This window comes from Streptomyces sp. NBC_00376 (assembly GCF_036077095.1).
Taxonomy (GTDB): domain Bacteria; phylum Actinomycetota; class Actinomycetes; order Streptomycetales; family Streptomycetaceae; genus Streptomyces.
Genome location: NZ_CP107960.1, coordinates 255626 through 276450 on the forward strand (window position 1 = coordinate 255626; position 20825 = coordinate 276450).

Consider the following 20825-nt stretch of genomic DNA (forward strand, 5'->3'; position numbering starts at 1 on the left):
CGGGAGTCAGCTGCCGTCCTGATCGGCGTCGAGCCAGCCCAGCTGTGCCGCACGGAAGCCCAACTGCATCCGATTCTGCACCTTCGCGATGTCCATCATCTGGCGGATCCGGCGCTGCACCGTACGCATGGAGGTGCGCAGTTGGGTGGCGATCGCTTGGTCGGTGAGACCCGTCAGCAACAGGCTGAGTATCTGTGCACCCAGATCATCGGTGGCGGGTGCGCTCTGCAAGGTACTCGCAGAGGCGACGAACGGCGTTGCCTTCTCCCATTCGGACTCGAACAGTGCGATCAGCGCGTCGAGCAGGCTGCACTCGTGCACGAGCAGGGCTCCCGCCTTTGCGGCATTGGTGGAGCCGAGGAGTGGAACAATGGCCAACTCGCTGTCCACGATGAAGAGTTTAAGCGGTACTGATTCGGCGATCCGGACCACCTCTCCGGCAGCCCGCGCCTGGATGATTTCTTCGAACGACGGAGCTCCCTCGTCGAGCATCGAGCGTTCGATTATCACGCGGTAACGGACACCCCGCTCGATGACCGCTTCGTCGGTCATGTTGCCGGACGAAAAGAACGGTGCCTTGGCAAAGTTCATGACCTCTTTCCGTGCTCCGAGTTGTATGTGTCCGACGCGTTCGCGGATGGCCTCGGTGCCGTGGACCACGTCGACGACCTCCGCTGCGCCGCGCCCGAGAGTGGCCGCGCGGTAGATTTCGTCGAGGGATTCGAGTTCGAGTTTCGCCAGATTGAGCTCGTTCTGTCGCTGGATCAGGGGCGCCCGCAGCGCCGCCGCCGGTGGGGCGGCGACGAACCGAGTGGGGTCGCCGAGGCTGCGCGCGACGAGTCCCTGGTCTTCGAGCCTGTTGAGGATGCCCACCACCTGACGGATGTCGCAGCCGATGAGTTCGGCGAGTCCGGTGGGTGTGGCGGAGGCCACCGAGACCAGAATGCGGTAGGTGTCCGCCTCTTCGGGGGTAAGTCCCAGCACGTCTGACAGCATGATGTCTCTCCGTCTGTCCGTTGGTGCTCCGGCCTGGCGTCTGTGTCGTGGAACGCGCTCTCCGGCCACCCTCTGCCACCAGGGCGAGGCCAGCGCAATGCGGATCCGGATATGCCGTTGGTCCGGTGCGAGCAGCACCGGACCAACGGCCTGATCAAGCGGTACGCGTACGGAGCAGTCGCTCGCGAACGGTCTGTGGGCGCAGTCCCTCTCCGCATTCGGTGCAGGCTGCGTCGAAAGACGGGGGTCACGGCCGGTGCGAAGCTCACTTCTCGCCCCGGCCGTGCTCCCTCCGGATCGGGTTCGCCTCAGCGCAGTCGGTACGCCTGAGGAATGATCTGCTTGACGTTGTTCCCCGCGCTGTCGGTCGCGGTGATCCGCAACGCGACTCCTCCAGGAGCGTGGTCACGCTTCGGATGCTTGATACGCGCGATGAAGGTGTTCTTCCCGCCGGCCTTGGTGATCACCGGCTGCCAGGTCTTGCCGCCGTCGAAGCTGGCCTGTGCCCGCAACTCGGTCACGGTCGGTGGCGTGCTGAGCCGGTCCTGGTAGTAGCCGGTGACGGTGATGGGGTGAAGCCTGTTGGCCTTTGCGGTGTTGTCCAGGTCCAGGCCCAGGTCGTACCGCAGGAAAATGAGCGGTTCCGGACGGCACGGGCCGGGTTCCTTGACGACGGCGTCCGCGATGCACGGCTGTGACGTCGGGGTGTCGGACTTGGCCGGACGGTCGGAGGTGTACTCCCATGTGGTCTTGACCCCGTTGGTCTCCGCCTGGAACGAGTATCGGGCCGATTCCGCAGGGAGGTCGTACGCGATGACGTCGGCCTTGCACCCCGCCAGCGCGAGCACTGCTACGGCTGCCGACGCTCCCAGGTTCACCTTCCGGCGCCACCTCGGTGGCACTGCCGCGTCCATCGGAGCAGTCTCCTTTCCCACTTCGGTCATCACCGCCCACTCCTCGACACCAGGTCCGGCACATTGCCGGGCTCGCCGAGCTCGAAGACGAACTCGACCGGGTGGAGCTTTTGCTGGAGTTCGTGGCCGGCGTCGTCGAAGAGGCCTACGCCGCAGGCGGGGGGCTCACATGCCTGGATCCCGTAGATCAAATGGGCGATGCCCGTGTCGTTCAGCATGCCCATCATGGCCTGGCGACCGCCTCCGCCGCTGGTCAGGTACAGGGTGGGCCAGAAGCGGTCGCCCTCCCGGCAGCCGGCGCACGGCAGGCCGGTGTCGGCAGTGAAGCCCGACTTGGTGCGGACCTGGGGCACCGCGCCGGGAAGGGACGGACCCTCGTTCCAGTCGATCGTGTTCTTCTTGCCAAACGCCAGGTCCCGAGTTTCGGACGGGCCCGACGGACTTGCCACGGACGGCGCGAGATAGTCCCTTACGGACATCTCGAAGCGGTCGATCGCGTTGTCGTTCCGCGGCCCGACCAACGTGGTGAACTGCCGCTGACTGTCCGGCTTGGGCAGCATTGTTTCCTCTGTCACCGGACCGGACTCGGTCATCCGGTTCCAGCTGAAGTGGGGAATCGCGCCGGGCTGGTCGGCGTGGAGGCGGTGATCGACACGGTCGAGATCCCGGGACTGGACCCGGAACGGCAGGTTGCCGGGAACCCGACCAGGGGAGTCGAAGGCCAGAGCATAGGCCTTGGACACTTCGCGGCTGCCGCCGAGTCTGATCTGGACGCCGGACTTCGCTCCGCTCTCGATCCGCCGGATCAGCGTGGCGGCCTGGGCCGGGGGTACGGTCACGATCGGCAGCGCTGCGTACGGATCGACGGGCGGGCAGCTGTCGGGGCCGTTTTCGCACTTGTACTGTCGGAATGACTCGTACTTCAGCAGGGCGACCCGATCGGTTTCGCCCGTCACCAGCACCCCGACCGCGCCTGCGGAGGCGGCCGCCGCCACTCGTTTGCGAAGTGCGGTGAAGTCGCAGGTCGTCCCGCAGATGTCGGTCGGCTTCAGCAGCACCAGCGCGCCCTTGGCATCGACGTCGGCGAGTTCCTCGGCCGAGCCGGTGCCCGCGTAGACGACGGGCTTCTTCCCGTTGGAGGGCAGTCGGGGAATCGTCGATCGCACGAGGGTGGATACGCGCTTGCCGTCCTTCGTCCAGCTCTGGTTGCCGCCGTTTATGGTGGTGTCCGGCGTCGCGTAGCGGGCGCCCAGGTCGAAGGAGTCACCATTCCCTGTGACCCGCATCGTCACTGACGGCGGTACCAGGACATGCTGGCTGTGGAAGTTGAGTGTGCCGAGGCTGACCTTGCCGGCGGTCGGCAGTGCCCACCAGTTCGGTTCACCAGGGCCGTATTCAGTGGCCAACTGCGCCGTGATTCCCCAGTCTCGGTCCACGGAGATCCGTTCGGTCTTGAAGCCTGCCTGGTATGTCTCAGTCGGCTCCGGGGTGTTCACCTTGACCGGCTTGGCCTTGCGAAGGTCCAGCTCCACCGTGGTCGCGCCGGTGACCTCTACCTCCGGCACCATCGGTGCGGCCTGGTTCAGTTCGCCGGCCGCGTCCCGCCACGTCACCGCGATGGCTGCCGTGACAGTGCCGGAGAACACCCGTGCCTTGATCGTCTCGCCACCCGGTGCCGTCAGCGGCTTTTCGTACAGGTTCAGCTTGTCCTCGTCGACCGGGACGATCAGTGCGTTGCCGTACGAGACATCGGTGGCACCGGCCGGAGGAGTGACCTTGATGGTCAGATCGTGGCGGATCGGCTCCACGAAGGTCGAGATCCGCGACGATCCGAGCAGTGTCCCCGCGCTGTCCTTGGCGGTCAGGACGCCGGCGTATGCGCCGTATTGCCCCGAATCGTCCACCACCTTGCCGTCCATGGTCACCGTCACATCGGCCGAGCCCTTGGCGGGCACGGTCAGCTGGTCGGCGCTGAGCGTGAACAGCCCCGCCGGTGCGGGCTTGCCCGCGTAGGAAGCCGAGGCGGAGAGCGTGAGAGTGATCGGCTCTTCGGTCCAATTGCTGTAGGTGACCGTCCTGGACACCGGCGAGTGCGGGTATTCGGCTCGGCCGAAGACCAGGTTTCCGTCGGGAATGATCTTCGGATCGATCGCGCGGGCCACGTCCACCCGGCCGGCGCCCTGCGCATACAGGTCGTACCCGAGGTCCTTGGAGGTCGCCATCAGCAGCGCCTTGATCTGCCGCCCGGTGAAGTCCGGGTGCTGCTGGGCGATGATCGCAGCGGCACCGGCCATATGGGGCGTGGCCATGGAAGTGCCGCTGGCGGACGTGTAGTAGTCGTCCACGGGGTTGCCCATCGAGGTGCCCTTGGCGCGGGCCGCGGCGATGGCGACGCCCGGAGCGGCGATGTCCGGCTTGGCCGCGCCGTCCCCGACGCGAGGTCCGCGGCTGGAGAAGGAAGCCATCTGGTCGCTCTTGTCCACGGCCGCGACGGTCAGCGCTTCGTCGGCTGCACCTGGCGATCCGACCGTCTCGGGGTTCGGGCCGCTGTTGCCCGCGGCAATGACGAACAGGGTGCCGTAGGTGCGGCTGAGAGCGTTGACCGAGCTGCTCAACGGGTCCGTTCCGTCGCTGGCCCCTCCGCCGAGGCTCATGTTCACCACGTCGGCACCGGACTTGGCGGCCCACTCCATGCCGGCGATGACCGCGTCGCCGGCGCATCTGCCCTCGTCGTCGCACACCTTGCCGATGGAGAGCTTCGCACCGGGCGCCACACCACGACGCAGCCCGTCGGAGGCCTTGCCGGTACCGGCGATCGTGGACGCCACGTGAGTACCGTGTCCATGTCCGTCCACCGGGCCGCTCGGGCTGTTGGTGAAGTCGATCGCCTCGGCGATCTGGCCGGCGAGATCGGGGTGAGTGGCATCGATGCCACTGTCCAGCACCGCGACCTTCACGTTCGAACCGTTGTAGCCGCGTTCCCAGGCTGCGGGCGCGCCGATCTGTGGTACGGACTTGTCGAGCTGAAGTGTGGTCAGCTCGTTCAGCCAAACCTTCTTCACTCCGGCCAGCGGGCCGGTGGCCTGCGAGGCGACGGACTTGCCGGTGTTCTTCTCCCGCACTTCTCGCCACCACTGCCCGTTGCCCTGAATGGTCATCGAGCGGGCGTTGATGCTCGGCAGGACGGTCTTGGCGGTCGTGCCGGCGGCGGTCGTCGCTGTCCGGGCACTGGCCTTTCCGCTGTACGCGGTGATCACCGGGACTTCACCGGTTCTGCCCTCGGCCGCCCAATCGGCCAGTTTGGCGAGGTTGAAGAGTTCCCAGTCCAGCAGGTCGGCCCGGAGCAGCGGCAACACGTCTTCCGGTACGACGTAGACCTGGTCGTTCTTGGTGACGGTATGGAAGAGAACCGACTCCTTCCCGGCCCGTGTCGCGGGCTTGATCTCACGGACGAACGGCTTCCTGTCCTTGGTGAGGCCGATCTGCACCTTGTCGCCGGTCACCAGCGTCAGTGACAGGTCCGCCTGAGTTCCGGCGTCAGCCTTGAGCAGGCTGTCGCGGACCGACGCGGGCAGGTTGAGGGAAGCGGGGGAAGACGGAGCCGGAGCCGGGTTGGAGGCGTTCGCTGCGGTGCTCGACATGACCGCCCCGAGGACGGTGATGCCGACAGCCGCGGTGACCAACCGTCGCCTGAGACGCCTCATCTCGAGGCCTCCTGCGCTGCGGTGGTTTCGGTTTCGCCGTGAAAATGGCGCGGCGGATGCATGAGCGTCTCCTACTCTTCGTGAGAAAGAAGTACTTGCTGCATTCGGCAGTTACTTTCGGGCTCTGCACGGACCGAGACAACCGATTGGCAGTGGCGGATCTCTTCCATGTCGCAGACCCGCCACGGCAATCGGCCGGTAGACCGGCGGAGGAACGCCAAAACGCCGGGAAGGGAGAACGGCTGGCGCCGCGTCCGGAGTGTGGAGCTGCGCCAATGATGCGGTGTACCCAGCGAACCGATGCCGTCGAAGTGGTAGGTCTTGCCGCCCTTGGCGGTGTTCCCCGCGTCCTGGTCCAGGCATGCGTGGTGTCGCCGGCGATTGGCCGGCGAAGCTGGCGCGAGTCCGGATCGCGGCCGCCAAGGCTTCGGTGACGAGTTCTGTGCCCATGTGGTCGGTGATCGCCCATCCGGCCAGACGTCGTGATTGCCGATCGGTGTCGGTCGCGAGGTAGCCCCGCTGGATGACCCACTTCTGGTTCGTGTGGTCGGCACACTTCCAGATGCCTACGCGGTCGCCGTTGTTGCGGGTACAGCCGGCCTCCAGGCACACCTCATTGCCTGCCCGGGGCACAGGGGCCGCCGAAGAGGAGAGGCCCCGCGCCGAGGGTGACGAGGCCTCCGGCCCGGATGGTTGCCGCTGCGGTCTCCGGAGCTTCGTAGGGGCGCAGCGAGTTGGGGTTGGGGCGCGTGACGTTGAGCGGGATCGGGCGAGTCGGGTGGTCGGCCAGTACGTCGTCGGCCGCTTCGCCGGAGCCAAGACGGCCCAATTCTTCGGGCGGTCATTCACGAAGTTGGGGGCATCGTTGTGGGCGTGGCCGTCGTGCTGTTCGGTCCAGTGGGGTTGTCGGGCTTCGAGAACGGTCGCCGCGTCGAGCGCCCCGAGACTGCCGCAGCATAGACGGGATGTCAGACTTTGCCCGTGGTCAATGCCAAGGAAACCGTCCGCCAATTCCTCCTGCAGGTGCGCTCGGGGCTGCACCCTGACCGAGCCAGCCACTTCCTGGCCGACCGTGTCCAGGCTCACCAGGTCGTCTCGGAGGCGCCGGTGGTTGTGGAGCGAACACCACAGCAGTACACCGAGCACGTGCAGGAGATGCTCGACGCATACGGCGCTTTCACACTGACCGTGGACGAGCTCATCGCCGAAGGAGATCGGGTCTACGCCCGCTGGACCCAAAACGGGCGGCATGTCGGAACGGTCGGCCACCATCCGCCAACGGGCGCGCAGGTCACGGCGGTGACCAGTGCGGTGTATCGCGTCAAGGACGGACTGATTGTCGAGTACTGGATCCAGATCGACCGGCAGGGGATCGCCGCACAGCTACAGCAAGCAGCTACTGAGCACTGATCCAGGCCCGGCCCCAAGGTATTGACGATTGCTCATCAGTGTCCGTCTCACGACGTTCTGGTACACCGGCTCGCCCGCGTACCAGAACGGCACCGGTCGGCGGCACCGGTCGGCGACACCAACGAGAGCCCGCAGTTCCGGGCCGATGACACCGAAGCGTGGCTGCACGCCCACGGCAAGCACCTGGGCGGAGGCGGCAGTGGCCGGCGTGAGCACCACGGCGACGACAGCGGTCATCCGTCGAAGCTTCATGTGAAGATCAACGTCAGAGGAACCGACAGTGCACGGCCCCTCCCAGGAGGCGGCCTGGACGGACGGAGTCGCCGTCGCCGTCGCCGTCGCCAAGGAGCACACCCCGGTGCACGGACATTTCCTCCCTCCGACCACCGCGAGCTGGGAGGTGCATACGATCGGGGTGTGGTCGATGAACGCCCGCGCGGCAGCGCGTAGTGCGCGGGAGAACGTGGAACTGTGCGCGGCCTGCCGCCCCGTCCCCTCGGCAGCCGACGCGATGACCGAAGCGCGACACAGGACGAGCTGGATGCGGTCGATCCGGGCCGGTGCCCGGTATAGGGCACCGGGTGGCAGCGCTGCCACCTCATCGTCCAGGCCGGCGGCCCGCTCCCGGCGGCCGCGGGCGACATCATCGTCCAGGGCGAGGACCTCGGGAGGTGGGTGCACGCGCAGCGGTTCGGGTGGGAACGGCTCCTCCCCGTACAGCAGTGGATACGCGCAGGGCGAGCAGCGCATTCGTCACCATCCGCTGAATCCAACGGTGCGGTCGCGCCTTGGCGCGCGGCGCGGTGGTGCTGCCGGACAGCTTCGGTTCGAACCAGGTGGTGAGTTCGCCAAGCATCGGTTCGGGGAGGCCGACTGTGCGCTCGCGGAACCAGTGTTCGGCGTACGGTCCGCATCCGGTGTATCGAGCTGAGCCAGCAGCCTCAGCAGGGGTGTGGCCGGCAGGAGGAGGTCATGCAGCAACAGGACGTCGGTCGTCCGGAACCGGGCGCCGTGCGTCTCCTGGATGCTCAGGAAAACGCGTAGCCCGTAGTCGAGCCTCCGGCGGCGCACTACCCCAGCCGCTGGCGTTGGGCACGGTCGTCGGCTGCGGTCTTCATCGCCGCCGCAACCTCAAGTGCGTCAACGCCGGGGAAGCCCGTCCGCCCGGTTCAGCCCCGTATGGGCCTTCCGGATTGTGGAGGTGGTGCGGTCGGCATGAGGCTGGAGGCCAAGCCCGTGTACGGCCGGTCCGGGAGCCCGGCACGGCCGCTTCCAGCTGTCGGGCCGAGGACGGCCGCGGCTGAGCAGCGGAGGTGTCCACGGGCTGTCGCCTTGGGAGGCGATGGCCCGGACTCACTGGAAGCAGCGGTTGACCAGGCCGTGTGAAGGGATGAGTTCGTTCATGGTGTGGTGAAAGCGGTGTCGGTCAAAGGGTTTCCGCAGTTCCGTAGTGCGCTCGACTGGCTGTTCCACACGAGCAGCAGTGAAGGGGCCTGCCGAGCGGCCCGTTCCGGAGGAGGCATGACCGGAAACATCTCTCGTGCCCCTCATACCCCTCGCACTCCTCGCACTCCTCGTACTCCAGAAGGGGCGTGATCAGCGTGGCCCGGAGCTGCCGACTGATCCTGAGCTCGCCGTCCGAGGTCTGGGGCCTGCTGTCCGACAGCCACCGCTACGGGGAATGGGTGACTGGTACCCAGCAGGTCCTCGCCGCGGACCCGTATTGGCCCGAAGTGGGCGCCCGCCTGAAAGTCCGCGTCGGGGCCGGTCCCCTTACGCTCGACGACACCTGCGTCGTCCGCATCTGTGAACCGCAGCGCCGCCTCGAACTGGAGGCGAAAGCCGGTCCATTCGGCGCGGCCCGCATTGCCATGAATCTGATCCCCTGGGGCGAGAACACTCTCTTCGTTCTCGACTGGCACCCCCTACGGGGACCCGGCACGCGTATGCACGGTCTCCCGGTGGATTACGTTGTCGGGATCCGCAACGGATGGATGCTGACGAAGCTGGCCCGGATCGCGGTGCGCGAGCATGGCGGAAACGTCTGAGTTCTGCGGAAGACGTAGCGCTCCAGGAGTCCGCGGTCCTCTAGGCGGGTGATCAGGCGGGTCGTCGCGCTCTGGCTGAGCACGACGGAGTCGGCGACCTGCTTCATCTGCAGGTGTCCGCCCTCCCCGTCGTGCTGGCGGCCGAGGACATCGAGGAGCGAGTACTCGCGCACGCTCAGGCCATGACCGGCCTGCAGGGCCCGTTCGAGGTGGGACTCGATCCTTCCGTGCAGCAGAGACAGCGCGCACCAGCCCTGAGCCGTGGCGGTGAGCGCGGGGGCAGTAGCAGTCAACGGGGGCCTCCTTAATCGGACCGCTCCTTCAATAGTTGCACACGACGATAGATGCATATCGGGTCAGTGCGCGTTTGCTTTATCCAGCGCATGCAACTATTGTCATGTGACGTAAGCGCCCACCGCAAGCACTTGGAAGGTAGCTCCCCATGCCTCTCGCGCTCCTGGCTCTCGCCATCGGGGCCTTCGGGATCGGCACCACCGAATTCGTGATCATGGGCGTGCTGCCCCAGGTCGCAGGCGACTTCGGCGTGACCATCCCGGTCGCCGGCTGGCTGATCTCCGGCTACGCCCTGGGCGTCGTGTTCGGCGCGCCGCTCCTGACCGTTCTCGGCACCAAGGTGTCCCGCAAGAAGATGCTGATGTTCCTGATGACGCTGTTCGTCATCGGCAACACACTGTCCGCCTTCGCACCGAGCTTCGGCGTCATGCTCATCGGCCGGATCGTGGCCTCCCTGGCGCACGGCGCGTTCTTCGGCATCGGTTCCGTGGTCGCAGCCGGCCTTGTCGCTCCGGAGAAGAAGGCCTCGGCCATCTCCCTGATGTTCATGGGCCTGACCGTGGCCAACATCGTCGGCGTCCCCGGCGGTACGTACATCGGCCAGGCCGCCGGCTGGCGCGTCACCTTCGTCGTCGTCGCCGCGCTCGGCGTCATCGGCTTCCTCGGCGTCGCCAAGCTGGTGCCCGAAACGGGTCGACCCGATTCAGTGACCGTACGCACGGAGTTCGCCGCATTCCGCAACGTGCAGGTGTGGCTGGCCATGGCCATGACCGTCCTCGGCTACGGCGGTGTCTTCGCCGCGATCACCTACATCACCCCGATGATGACCGAGGTGGCCGGCTACACCGAGGGCGCGGTGACCTGGCTGCTCGTCCTCTTCGGTATCGGCATGTTCCTGGGCAACCTCCTCGGAGGCAAGTTCGCCGACCGCAGGCTCATGCCGATGCTCCTCACCACCCTCGCGGCCCTCACCGCCGCGCTGCTGCTGTTCACCGCGACCGCCCACAACAAGGTGCTGGCCGCAATCACCCTCTCCCTGATCGGCGCCCTCGGCTTCGCGACCGTCCCGCCACTGCAGAAATGGGTGCTCGACCAGGCCTCGGCCGCTCCGACCCTGGCCTCCGCCGCCAACATCGGCGCCTTCAACCTCGGCAACGCCCTCGCGGCCTGGCTCGGCGGTGTCGTGATCGCCGCGGGCCTCGGCTACACCTCCCCCAACTGGGTCGGCGCCATCCTCTCCGGCACAGCCCTGCTGCTCGCTCTTCTCGCCGCCCACCTCCACCGCCGTACCCGCACCGCCACACGCGTCGTCGCAGGGTCCGACGGGCGCCGGAGCACGCCGGAAACCGTCCTGCACTGACCTGTACCGACCTGGACGCGCCGCCGCAGCCCGAGCCCTCCCACCCACACCCGATCCCCCGTCTGGTCCCCGCCCGATCCCCCACCCGTGAAGGAATCCGTCATGAGCACCACCATCCCCGTCGCCCCGCTGACCACGCAGGACGCCGAGGCCCTCGTCACCGCCGCACGCAGCGCCGCCGACGCCGCGGGAGTCACCGTGAGCGTCACCGTCCTCGACGCGGGCGGACACCTGCTCGCCTTCCGCCGGGACGACCGGGCGGTACTGATCTCCGGCGAGACCAGCACCCGCAAGGCCTGCACCGCCCTGCAGCTCGACGCGCCGACCGCGGACCTCGTCGACCTCGTCAAGCCCGAGGGGCCGTTCCACTCCCTGCCCACCGCGCTCGACAAGCCGCTGCTGTTCATCGCCGGGGGCGTCCCCGTCCACCGCGACGGCCGCCTCATCGGCGCCATCGGCGTCGGTGGCGGTGCCCCCGAGCAGGACCACGGCTTCGCCATCGCGGCCGTCGAGAAGCTGTCCTGATGTCCCGCACCCCGCAGGAAGTGTTCACCGACCACGGGAAGCGGCTCGGCACCGGGGACCTCGGTCTGATCTCCGCGAACTACACCGAGGACGCCGTCTTCGTCACCCCCGAGCGAATCCTGACGGGTCACCAGGGCGTACGGGAGGGAATCGGCCGGCTCCTGGCCGATCTCCCGGACGCCGACTGGCAGTTGACTCCGCGGTTCGCCGGAAACGTGCTGTTCCTGCAGTGGACCGCCACCACCGCCACCCACGAGGTCACCGACGGCGTCGACACGTTCGTCTTCCGTGACGGTCTCATCAGCGCCCAGACCGTCCACTACACCCTCTCCACCCGTACACCCCGTACCGTCTGAAAGGCCACACGCACCATGACCACCTTCCCCACCGTGAAGCTGAACAACGGCGTCGAGATCCCCCAGCTCGGCTTCGGCGTCTTCCAGGTCCCCGACGACCAGACCACCGCCGCCGTCACCGCCGCCCTGGAGGCCGGTTACCGCAGCATCGACACCGCCGCGATCTACGGCAACGAGACCGGCGTCGGCCGCGCCCTCTCCGCCTCCGGGATCGCCCGCGAGGAACTGTTCATCACCACCAAGCTGTGGAACGCCGACCAGGGCTACGACACCACCCTGCGGGCCTTCGACGCCAGCCTCGCCAAGCTGGGCCTGGACCACCTCGACCTGTACCTGATCCACTGGCCGACCCCGGCCCGCGACCTGTACGGCGAGTCCTGGAAGGCCATCGAGAAGCTCGTCGCCGAGGGGCGGGTCCGCGCCGCGGGCGTGTCCAACTTCCAGCCCGCGCATCTCGACCGGCTCATCGCCGGCTCCGAGCTGGTCCCGGCGGTCAACCAGATCGAGCTGCACCCCGGCCTTCAGCAGAGTGACCTGCGCGCCGTGCACGCCCGGCACGGGATCGCCACCGAGGCGTGGAGCCCGCTGGCACAGGGCGCCGTCCTCAAGGACGAGGCGATCACCACGATCGCCGCCCGCCACGGCAAGTCACCCGCCCAGGTCGTCCTGCGCTGGCACCTCCAGCTCGGCAACGTCGTCATCCCCAAGTCGGTGACGCCCGCCCGCATCCGCGAGAACCTCGACGTCTTCGACTTCACCCTCAGCGACGACGAGATGGCCACCATCGCCACCCTCGACCGCGACCTGCGCACCGGCCCCCACCCGGACGAGCTCAACTGACCCTTCCGACCGGCCCGGCGGGGCGATGCTCCACGCCGTCCCGCCGGGTTTCCACAGCTCGCGCGGGCGTGGATGGCAGGTCCCGCCCGCGCGAGCCCGAACTCGAACTCCGTACCTCCGCGTCGCCCCCGCTCCGTCGCTGCTCTTTTGAAAGTTGTGTCTGTCATGTCCGTCGCCCCCACCGCCCTGGACCGGCTCGTGAACGCCGCGGGCCTGCCGACTCCGGGCCTCGAGCTGCCCTCGACAACGACTGGGGCGCGACCCGGCTGCGCGCCGACCGGGCCGCGGGCCGCCCCTTCGGTGTCCCGGACCTGACCCGCCATGCCGAACTCGCTCGCCTGGCGGACGAGCTGGGCTTCGCCGGACTCTGGGTGCGGGACGTCCCCCTCTACGATCCCGAGCAGTTCGGCGACGCCGGTTCCGTCTTCGAGACGTTCACGCACGTCGGGCACCTCGCGGCCGTGACCGAGCGGGCCGTGCTCGGGACCGCGGCCGTGGTCCTGCCGCTGCGGCAGCCGCTGCTGGTCGCCAAGTCCGCTGCCACGGTCGACGTGCGCTCCGGCGGCCGGTTCGTCCTCGGCCTCGCGAGCGGGGACCGGCCCGTCGAGTACTCCCTGTTCGGGGCGGACTTCCAAGGCCGCGGTGCCACGTTCCGCAAGAGTGTGGAGATCCTGCGTGCCGCGTGGGCCCGGCACACCGACGGTGCGGGCATGGAGCTGGCCGAGTTCGGCCTCGACGCCCGACGTCATCTGGATGTCCTGCCCAAGCCGACGGGCCCGTCCGTGCCTGTCGCCATCGCCGGGCACGCCCAGCAGTCGGCCGAGTGGATCTCGTAGAACGCGGACGCGTCCCTCAACCACCCGCGTCCACTGGGGGCCCTGCGCCTCAAGGCGCGGGAGTGGCAGGAGCTGACCGCCGGCACGCCCAAGCCGTACCTCACCCCCATGCGACTGGACCTCACCGGGGCCCCTCCACTGCGGCGACCCCGATCCGGCTCGGGCTGCGCACCGGCCACCAGGCTCTGATCGACCATCTGCGGGCGATGGGCGAACTCGGCGTCGCCCACGTCTCCTTCAACCTCCGTCCCGGCAACCGCCCCGTGGAAGAGATCCTCCACGAGCTCGCCGAAACGGTCCTGCCGCACTTCCCCTCCCCCGGCACGGCGGACGGGACCGATGCTCCGGGCACGGCCACTTCCTGAGGTGGCAGCGCTCGTCGAAGTACGGGATGCCGGGATCCCGCCGGACACTGCCGGCCGCACAGGCTCTGAAGAAGCATCATCGTGGCCGGCCCAGGAGGCGGACCGTCGGGGCCTGGCGCCCGGATCGACCGGTCTCGGTGTGGCAGCCACTTGCATTACCTAGCGTCTGCAATTATTGTTCTTACTCGCAAGGCGCTTCTGCATCTATCTGTGCCGCACGCCTGGCTCCGGCAGGACATCACCGTGCATCCACTGCCACGGCTCCGCCGACAGAGCCGCCGACCGCGGAGGCATCCATTCGCTCACGCCTCGCCCCCCACGCCGGGGATGCCGTCGCACCCCGCATCCACTGATCGAAAAGGCACCGTCATGACCCTCAAGGAAATCCTTCCCGGCAAGCTCGGCTTCGGCACCGCCCCACTCGGCAACATGTTCCGCGCGATCCCCGACGAGGAGGCCCGCGCCACCGTCGAAGCCGCCTGGGACCAGGGCATTCGCTACTACGACACCGCCCCCTTCTACGGATCCGGCCTCTCGGAGACCCGCCTGGGCGAGGTCCTGTCCACCAAGCCCCGCGACGCCTACGTCCTGTCGACCAAGGTCGGCCGGGTCATCCTCGACGAACTGGAGGAAGGTGCCCGCGACCTCGGCGAGAAGGGCGGCCTGTTCGAGCACGGCAATCCCAACAAGATGCTCCACGTATGGACCGCCGAGGCCACCGAGCGTTCCATCGAGGACAGCCTCAAGCGGCTCGGCACCGACCGGCTGGACATCGTCTGGGTCCACGACATCGCCCAGGACTTCCACGGCGACCTGTGGCTCCAGAAGTTCGAGGAGGCCCGCACCGGCGCCTTCCGGGTGCTGTCCCGGCTGCGCGACGAAGGCGTCATCAAGGCCTGGGGCCTCGGCGTCAACAAGACCGAACCCATCGAACTGACCCTCGCCCTCGACGAGCCGCAGCCGGACGGATTCCTCCTCGCCGGCCGCTACACCCTCCTCGACCACGAGCACGCCCTGCAGCGGCTGCTGCCCATGGCCCAGGAACAGAACGTAGACATGGTCGTGGGCGGCCCCTACAGCTCCGGCGTCCTCGCCGGCGGCACCCACTTCGAGTACCAGCAGGCCCCGCCGGAGATCGTCGCGAAGGTTTCCCGCCTGAAGGCCCTGGCCCAGAAGCACGGCGTCTCCATCAAGGCCGCCGCCCTCCAGTTCTCCCTCGCCCACCCGGTTGCCGCCGCCGCCGTTCCCGGCGCGACCCGGCCCAGCCGCATCGCCGAGGACATCGCCGCCCTGAACGAGACCGTCCCGGCCGCGTTCTGGCACGAACTGCGCACCGCCGGCCTGGTCAGCCCGGCCGCCCCGCTGCCCAACGGCGCCTGACCACGCACCCCGTAACCCCCACCACAGCACCAGGATCCAGGAGAAAGACCATGGCCTCCACCTCCGTCAGCCGCATAGTGCCCGCCTCCCCCGACAAGGTCTGGAGCCTCATCGGCGGCTTCGACGCCCTGCCCGACTGGCTCCCCTACATCCCCGAGAGCACCCCGCTCGAAGGCGGCCGGGTCCGTCGGCTGAACAACCCGAACGGCGAGGTCATCATCGAGCGCCTCGTGGACTTCAACGAAACCGAACGCCACTACAGCTACGCCATCCTCCAGGCCCCGTTCCCGGTCAACGGCTACGTCTCCACCATCCGGGTCCACACCGTTCCCGGCCGCGACGACATCGCCGAGGTCCAGTGGTCCGGTCGCTTCAACCCCGACAACGCCACCGACGACGAAGTCACCGACCTCTTTACCTCCATCTACCGCGACGGCCTCGACGCACTCCACAACACACTCACGGCCTGACACCGGGGCCATCCATCACCAGGCCCCACCGCGCAGCCCGGGTACGCACCCCGCATACCCGGGCTGCGGTGTACCCGGGTCGCAGAGTCACCCACCGCGACGGCCGGCACGTCGCACACGGCGCCGGAGCGGATCGCTGCGCCGCCGGAGGACCACCAGGCGCTCACCACCCCGATCAACCGCCCCCGGAGGCCGAGTGCCAGGCACCCTCGCTCGCACCGCGCGCTCGCTCCTCAAGACCCGGGCGTCGATCTCATGGACATCTCCACCGGCGGCAACGCACCCGGCGCGGAGATCGAGACCGGACCCCACTACCAGGCGCCCTTCGCCGAACGGGTCCGCAAGGGAGACCGGCATGCCCGTGACAGCCGTCGGCCTGACCACCGAGCCCGACCAGGCACCGGACGTCATCACCTCCGGCCAGGCCGACACCGCCCTCCTCGGACATGAACTCCTGCGCAACCCGTACTGGGCACGCCACGCCGCCGCCGAACTCGGCAGCGAGGCCCCCTACCCCGTCCGGCACCACCGCTCATGACCGAGCGGCGGACGACACCCTGCCCCACCGGCTCGCTCTCCATTTTCCTGTTGGGATACACCCCTCGGAACACGCCATGCAGGCGGGCCCGCCGATCGCTTCCCGGCCTGCCCCGCGCTCAATGTCTCGCCAGGCGCGTTCACTCGGACGAACAGGACGCCGCACGGCAAGAGGACCAGCTCGCTGCTGCCATGTGACAGTCCGGCCGGCCGTCAGCACCAGGAGGCCACCCCGTGAGGAGGATGCGACTGGAAGAAGACCGCACAACGGCGCCGACCACCGTGGTCGGCGGCTCGCGACCGATGCGAATGATTGCATAAGCTCTATATGAGCTCTAGCCAATATTTCACTTCATGGTCTATCCTGTACTCCAGCCACATTCGGAAGGAGACCTGGACCCCGTGACCGCCACAGACCCAGCACTCACCGCCCTCGCCAGCGGATGGGGCGCCCTCTCCCTCCTGCACGGCAAGATCGAGGCACGCATCGAGCGCGCCCTGCAGTCCAAGCACGACCTGAGCGTCCGGGAATACTCACTGCTCGACGTACTGAGCCGCCAACACGACGGCGAGGGCGGGCATCTGCAGATGAAGCAGGTCGCCGACGCGGTCGTGCTCAGCCAGAGCGCCACCACCCGCTTGGTCACCCGCCTGGAAGACCGCAACCTGCTCTCCCGATACCTGTGCCCGACCGACCGGCGCGGCATCTACACCAACGTCACCGAGGCCGGCCTGAAACTCCTTGAGGAAGCCCGGCCGACCAATGACACCGCCCTCCGGGAAGCCCTCGACGAGGCCGCCAAGAACCCCGAACTGTCCTCGCTGGTCAAGGCGGTAGAAGCGGTGAAACCTCCGTCGCGACGCCCGTAGGGCCGAGCAACCCGATCGCCTTCCCGCGCGACCGACTCCAGCAGTGCGCGGGGACGGTACAGCCACCGGTCGGACGACGACCAGGCCATGCGGCCCGCACCCCGTCCGCGAACACCGACAGACCCCTGCCGGACAACCGCAGGCATCGGGCGATCTGCTTCAAGGGGGCCGGAAGCGGCGCCGACGGATCGATGGACACATCCAATGGCAGGGCTCGGCGCCGGAACGAAGGCCGAGGCCAGCAGCATCATCACGCGCCGGTGACGCACCGAGTCAATCTTGCCCCGGCGCACGACCCGCTGTAGCTTCACCACGTGCCCAACCGCCACGACCACTACCCGGCGCACCTATGCGGTCACAGCACCCGTCGCGCACGGAAACGACCGGCCGCCCCATGGTCGACCGGATCGAAACGGGATCGCAAGCGTGTCACCGAATCCGGTCTGGTTCGTCCGCCTGCGCCGAAGCCCCTGTTCTCGGCGTGCTGGCCCGTTCCCCCTCCCCGCGCAGAGCCGAACGCGGGAAGCGGCGCCGTCGCGGCTGGAGGCCCCGGCACGGCCGGAGTGGGGGATCGACTGTTCCCAGCGCCGGTACCGCGGTCGGCCTGTACGTACCGCCGATCCAGCCGGGCGCCGTGCGCTGCGGCTGGGCACGATGATGGGCTCGCCCTTGCCCAGGACCAGGTTCGGTACCTTGACGCCGGCGTCCGCCGCCTGCGCGGTCGGTACGGCGAACGCCCTCAGGGCGAGCGTTCCCACAACCACAACCACGAAGCGCATCTACGTGCCCGCATACGCAACCTCTCGCGAGTGAGGGACCGTCGGAAGTCCGGCGAGCGAGGAATGAATCGCCACACGGCCATCAGCCCCCGAGCGAATGCCGGTTCGAGAGGTCCGAGCCGATGCGATTCGGCTTCGGAGGTCGACTCTGGACCCGGTTGGCGAAACGCCGGCGAGCGGTGGGCTCCAAGCTCTCGAAGCACGGCGGCATCGACCGGGCCGAACCACGCCCTGCGGGCTCTCGGCAGCCATGACATACCCCACACACTGGAAGTTTAAATTTCAACATATCTACCAGTAGTGTCTTCATGTCTCATTGCGGCCTGTATCGCCGGGCCGCTGTCGCACGACAGCGGCCCGATCATCGCGGCGAGGGCATCACCGTTCCGGGCCGCAGGACCGCAGGGCTGCCGAGTGCTCCGCGAGGGGGGGTACGCAGGCGGCTGCGGATCGGATGAGCGGCACAGCGCCGTCCCGGATGAAGGATGAAGCAGGAGCCGAAAGCATGACAGCACACGTCCTGGCGCGAGGTCAGGCCGTCGCCGTGTGGTGGCGGAATGCGGGCCGGGCCTGGTGGCCGCCGCGAGTCGTCCGGTCGGTACGGCTTGCAGCGATTCGATCCGCGATGGCACGGCCGACAGCGGTACGGACCGCCAAGGTCCTGATCGCGGCCCTCCTGGCCTGGCAGGCCGCTTCGTGGTGGTTGCCGGGGGAACAGCGGTATCTTGCCGTGGCCACCGCGCTGGCCATGGTCAGCGCCCCCACCGTCTACCGGTCGGTGACGCAGGCGCTGCGCAGCGTGGCCGCCCGGGCGGCCGGGCTGGCGGTGGCCTTGGCCGTCGTGTGGCTGCTCGGTCCGGCCGCGGGAAGTGCCGCCGCCATCCCGGCGATCGCGCTGGTCGTTGCCGGGCGGCGGGGTTCGGACGGCCGTCTGCAGGTCGCCTCGACGGCGGTGCTGGCCCTGGCCGCGGCGACGGCCGTTCCCGTGGGCCATGTGGTCGCGCTGACCCTGGCGGCGTTGACCGGAGCGGTGGTGGGGGTCGCGGTGAACGCCCTCGTTCTGCCGCCCGTGCACCTGAGCGCCTCCGATTCCGCGGTGCGCGGTCTGGCCGTGGCCATGGGGGAGCTGCTCGTCGACATGGGCCGGGGGCTGAGGGAACGGCAGCACGCCGACCGCGCGCACACCTGGCTGGAGAAGGGCAGACGCCTGGAGGACCTGGCGGTGCGGGCGCACGAGGACGTCCGTGAGAGCCAGGAGAGCCTGCGCTGGAACACGCGGTGCGTCGCGGTACGCGGACGACGCGAGCCCTCGGGCCACGGCGAGGCTCTGCGCGCTCTGCATCGGATCACCTTCCAGGTCCGCGGCATCGCCCGGACGCTGGCCGACACCGTCGACGACCACCGCCCGGGGCAGATGTTCCTCGACCGCTACGCGGCGACCCTGCAGGCGGCGGGCGAGGCGGTGACGTGCTTCGCCGTCCCCGGCCCGGCCGAGAGCCCGGCCGAGGACGAGGCCCGCGAGCGACTGCGCCGGGCCATCGACGACGTCGCCCAGTGGCACACGAAGATGACCCGCGAGATCGAGCACGGCACCCTGACCGAGCCGGGCGCCTGGCATGTATACGGATCACTGATGACCGACGCCGAACGCCTGCTCGCCGGCCTCGACCGCGCACCCCGCCCCACCGTTCCCCCGCAGACCTCCCACCCGTAGACAGAAACAGTCCCCGACCACCGGGCCCCGGTCCGACATGCCCGCCGTCTCCTCCACCTGCCGCCCTGATCGGGATCGCTCGTGGACTCCTGAACGCCCGGGTGCCCGAGGGGGCCATCGGTAGCTTTGAACATCCGAGTGTGCGGAACAGGGCTGTGATCCGGCTCCGCTGCGCTTCACACCCCCGTTGACTGGGCGGCTTCATGCTGCCTCGGTGACCGAGGGATCGCGGCCGGCCCCGGCCGTCCCACCTCGCGGTAGCCTCTCGCCATGAATCACGGGGAGGGCGAGGACGCGCTGGTTCCGGAGGCGCAGGAGATGCTCGCCGCAGGGCGGAGCGAGGAGGAGGTCTTCGCCGAACTAGCCACGAGGACAGGCGAGTGGGGTGTCTGTGCGTTGGCCGTGTGCTTGGCCCTGGGCGTGCCCCGGACTGACGCCGAGGCCCGACTCCGCGAGGTCGAGCCACTTTTCGTGGAATTCGCGGTGGGTGAGGAGGAGGACCTCGCCTTCGTTCTCACGTTCGGGCACGTGTTCATCGTGGACCGAGTGCTTGACGAGCACGAGGAGCACATCCGCGACCTGCTGGGCACCGCCGCCGGCACCCGCGGAGGCTGTCCCGGCGGCCTGCTCGGGTGGTTTCGCACCGGGGAGCTCACGAAGATCTTCCTCTACTTCGCCAAGACCCGGTTCCGGGACGGGCGAGGCTCACCGCCCGTTTTCTGGGCCGCCATGACTACAGCCGGCGAACTACTGGCGAGCAGGGACGGCCCGGGCGGTGCAGAGGTAATGGTGGGGCTGGAACGTTGCCGCACGCAGGCTGCTGCCATCGGCGCGACGTAGGGGCGTGATCGACGGGCAGCCTCCGCTGCGTAGGCGGTCCTGACGGCTTCGGCGGCCCAACGCTCGGCAGCCATGGGGCTGATGCCGAGCAGGCGATGAAGGACCGCTTGCGGCAGCTGCGTGCAGAAGTCGAGCAGGGCCGCGCATCGTCCCGTTCGGTGGAGAGCCCCGATGCCACGGAGCCGTGTCGGTTGGTTCAGATATTTGATCGTGCGGAAGACACGGGCTGGGCGTACCCAACTCGGCTGGACCGCAGGAGGCCCAGAGTGGCCCAGCGCCCCGAGCAAGCCACGCCGAATCCTGTCGCAACGCCCGCGTTCGCCCCTTACAGTCACCGCATGGCCACCAAGATCGATGCCGGATCGGCTCCCAGTTCAGACATCCGTAGCTGCTCATGCCCCATCTCTGACCCGTTCCCTCATGCCAGTCCGTCGACGTCGTTGAGCCGCCGGGTCCCGCAGCACAGTGAGCCCTTTTCCTCCTGAATAGCGGTCGTCGTCAATGGTCCGCGCGCGGCCCGGCATCCAGCTACCCGACAAGAGTCGGGCGCTCCGCCGGAATCGTCCGACGACCGTCTGCTGTGAGTC

Annotated in this window: 16 protein-coding genes and 3 pseudogenes; 14 read left to right on the forward strand and 5 right to left on the reverse strand. The window is 68.4% G+C overall.

Translation table 11 applies throughout. The annotated features are described in order from the left end of the window. Positions 1 to 6: 6 nt before the first annotated feature. The 4 genes and pseudogenes from OG842_RS01360 to OG842_RS45100 all read right to left on the reverse strand — a co-directional run. Positions 7 to 996, reverse strand: coding sequence for a helix-turn-helix domain-containing protein (locus OG842_RS01360; RefSeq protein WP_266726702.1), 990 nt, complete (start codon positions 994 to 996; stop codon positions 7 to 9). A 308-nt stretch (positions 997 to 1304) separates the two neighbouring features. Continuing rightward, entirely contained in the window at positions 1305 to 1940 is a 636-nt protein-coding gene (locus OG842_RS01365) for a hypothetical protein (RefSeq protein WP_266726703.1), read from the reverse strand. Further along, positions 1940 to 5614 carry a S8 family peptidase gene (locus OG842_RS01370; RefSeq protein WP_266726704.1) on the reverse strand — a complete coding sequence of 1225 codons (3675 nt, stop codon included), beginning with the start codon at positions 5612 to 5614 and terminating at the stop codon, positions 1940 to 1942. The genes OG842_RS01365 and OG842_RS01370 overlap by 1 nt, the downstream gene beginning before the upstream one ends. Before the next feature lie 384 nt (positions 5615 to 5998). After that, positions 5999 to 6127 (reverse strand): annotated as a pseudogene (locus OG842_RS45100) (IS3-like element ISTesp3 family transposase); the annotation flags it as partial. A gap of 468 nt (positions 6128 to 6595) precedes the next feature. Between OG842_RS45100 and OG842_RS01375 the strand changes: the two are divergent. Next, positions 6596 to 7024, forward strand: coding sequence for an ester cyclase (locus OG842_RS01375; protein WP_266726705.1), 429 nt, complete (start codon positions 6596 to 6598; stop codon positions 7022 to 7024). A 1601-nt stretch (positions 7025 to 8625) separates the two neighbouring features. Beyond that, a complete protein-coding gene (locus OG842_RS01380; protein WP_266733371.1) occupies positions 8626 to 9072 on the forward strand; it encodes an SRPBCC family protein in 447 nt (148 codons plus the stop codon). Between the two features lie 11 nt (positions 9073 to 9083). Here the strand turns inward: OG842_RS01380 and OG842_RS01385 are convergent. Further along, positions 9084 to 9365: pseudogene (locus OG842_RS01385) on the reverse strand (MarR family winged helix-turn-helix transcriptional regulator); the annotation flags it as partial. Positions 9366 to 9514: 149 nt separating this feature from the next. Between OG842_RS01385 and OG842_RS01390 the strand changes: the two are divergent. The 12 genes and pseudogenes from OG842_RS01390 to OG842_RS01445 all read left to right on the forward strand — a co-directional run bounded on the left by OG842_RS01390 (position 9515) and on the right by OG842_RS01445 (position 20238). Beyond that, positions 9515 to 10726: an MFS transporter gene (locus OG842_RS01390; RefSeq protein WP_266726707.1), complete on the forward strand. Its 1212-nt coding sequence runs from the start codon at positions 9515 to 9517 to the stop codon at positions 10724 to 10726. Positions 10727 to 10828: 102 nt separating this feature from the next. Continuing rightward, positions 10829 to 11251 carry a GlcG/HbpS family heme-binding protein gene (locus tag OG842_RS01395; RefSeq protein ID WP_266726708.1) on the forward strand — a complete coding sequence of 141 codons (423 nt, stop codon included), beginning with the start codon at positions 10829 to 10831 and terminating at the stop codon, positions 11249 to 11251. Continuing rightward, the gene (locus OG842_RS01400; protein WP_266726709.1) at positions 11251 to 11607 is read left to right on the forward strand and encodes a nuclear transport factor 2 family protein; all 357 of its coding nucleotides are present in this window, start codon (positions 11251 to 11253) and stop codon (positions 11605 to 11607) included. Before OG842_RS01395 ends, OG842_RS01400 begins: the two co-directional genes overlap by 1 nt. 15 nt (positions 11608 to 11622) lie before the next feature. Further along, positions 11623 to 12447 carry an aldo/keto reductase gene (locus tag OG842_RS01405; protein WP_266726710.1) on the forward strand — a complete coding sequence of 275 codons (825 nt, stop codon included), beginning with the start codon at positions 11623 to 11625 and terminating at the stop codon, positions 12445 to 12447. Between the two features lie 68 nt (positions 12448 to 12515). Next, on the forward strand, positions 12516 to 13283 hold the full coding sequence (locus OG842_RS01410; protein WP_266726711.1) for an LLM class flavin-dependent oxidoreductase: 768 nt from the start codon (positions 12516 to 12518) through the stop codon (positions 13281 to 13283). A gap of 62 nt (positions 13284 to 13345) precedes the next feature. Further along, positions 13346 to 13648 carry a hypothetical protein gene (locus OG842_RS01415; RefSeq protein WP_266726712.1) on the forward strand — a complete coding sequence of 101 codons (303 nt, stop codon included), beginning with the start codon at positions 13346 to 13348 and terminating at the stop codon, positions 13646 to 13648. 369 nt (positions 13649 to 14017) lie between these two features. Continuing rightward, positions 14018 to 15028: an aldo/keto reductase gene (locus OG842_RS01420; protein WP_266726713.1), complete on the forward strand. Its 1011-nt coding sequence runs from the start codon at positions 14018 to 14020 to the stop codon at positions 15026 to 15028. Positions 15029 to 15078: 50 nt separating this feature from the next. Further along, positions 15079 to 15498 carry an SRPBCC family protein gene (locus tag OG842_RS01425; RefSeq protein ID WP_266726714.1) on the forward strand — a complete coding sequence of 140 codons (420 nt, stop codon included), beginning with the start codon at positions 15079 to 15081 and terminating at the stop codon, positions 15496 to 15498. A gap of 234 nt (positions 15499 to 15732) precedes the next feature. Continuing rightward, positions 15733 to 16036: pseudogene (locus tag OG842_RS01430) on the forward strand (NADH:flavin oxidoreductase/NADH oxidase); the annotation flags it as partial. Between the two features lie 401 nt (positions 16037 to 16437). Beyond that, a complete protein-coding gene (locus tag OG842_RS01435; RefSeq protein WP_266726715.1) occupies positions 16438 to 16905 on the forward strand; it encodes a MarR family winged helix-turn-helix transcriptional regulator in 468 nt (155 codons plus the stop codon). 1404 nt (positions 16906 to 18309) lie between these two features. Then, complete coding sequence (locus tag OG842_RS01440) at positions 18310 to 19398, forward strand: hypothetical protein (RefSeq protein ID WP_266726716.1); 1089 nt, start codon at positions 18310 to 18312, stop codon at positions 19396 to 19398. A gap of 270 nt (positions 19399 to 19668) precedes the next feature. Beyond that, the gene (locus OG842_RS01445) at positions 19669 to 20238 is read left to right on the forward strand and encodes a hypothetical protein (protein ID WP_266726717.1); all 570 of its coding nucleotides are present in this window, start codon (positions 19669 to 19671) and stop codon (positions 20236 to 20238) included. Positions 20239 to 20825 lie beyond the last annotated feature (587 nt).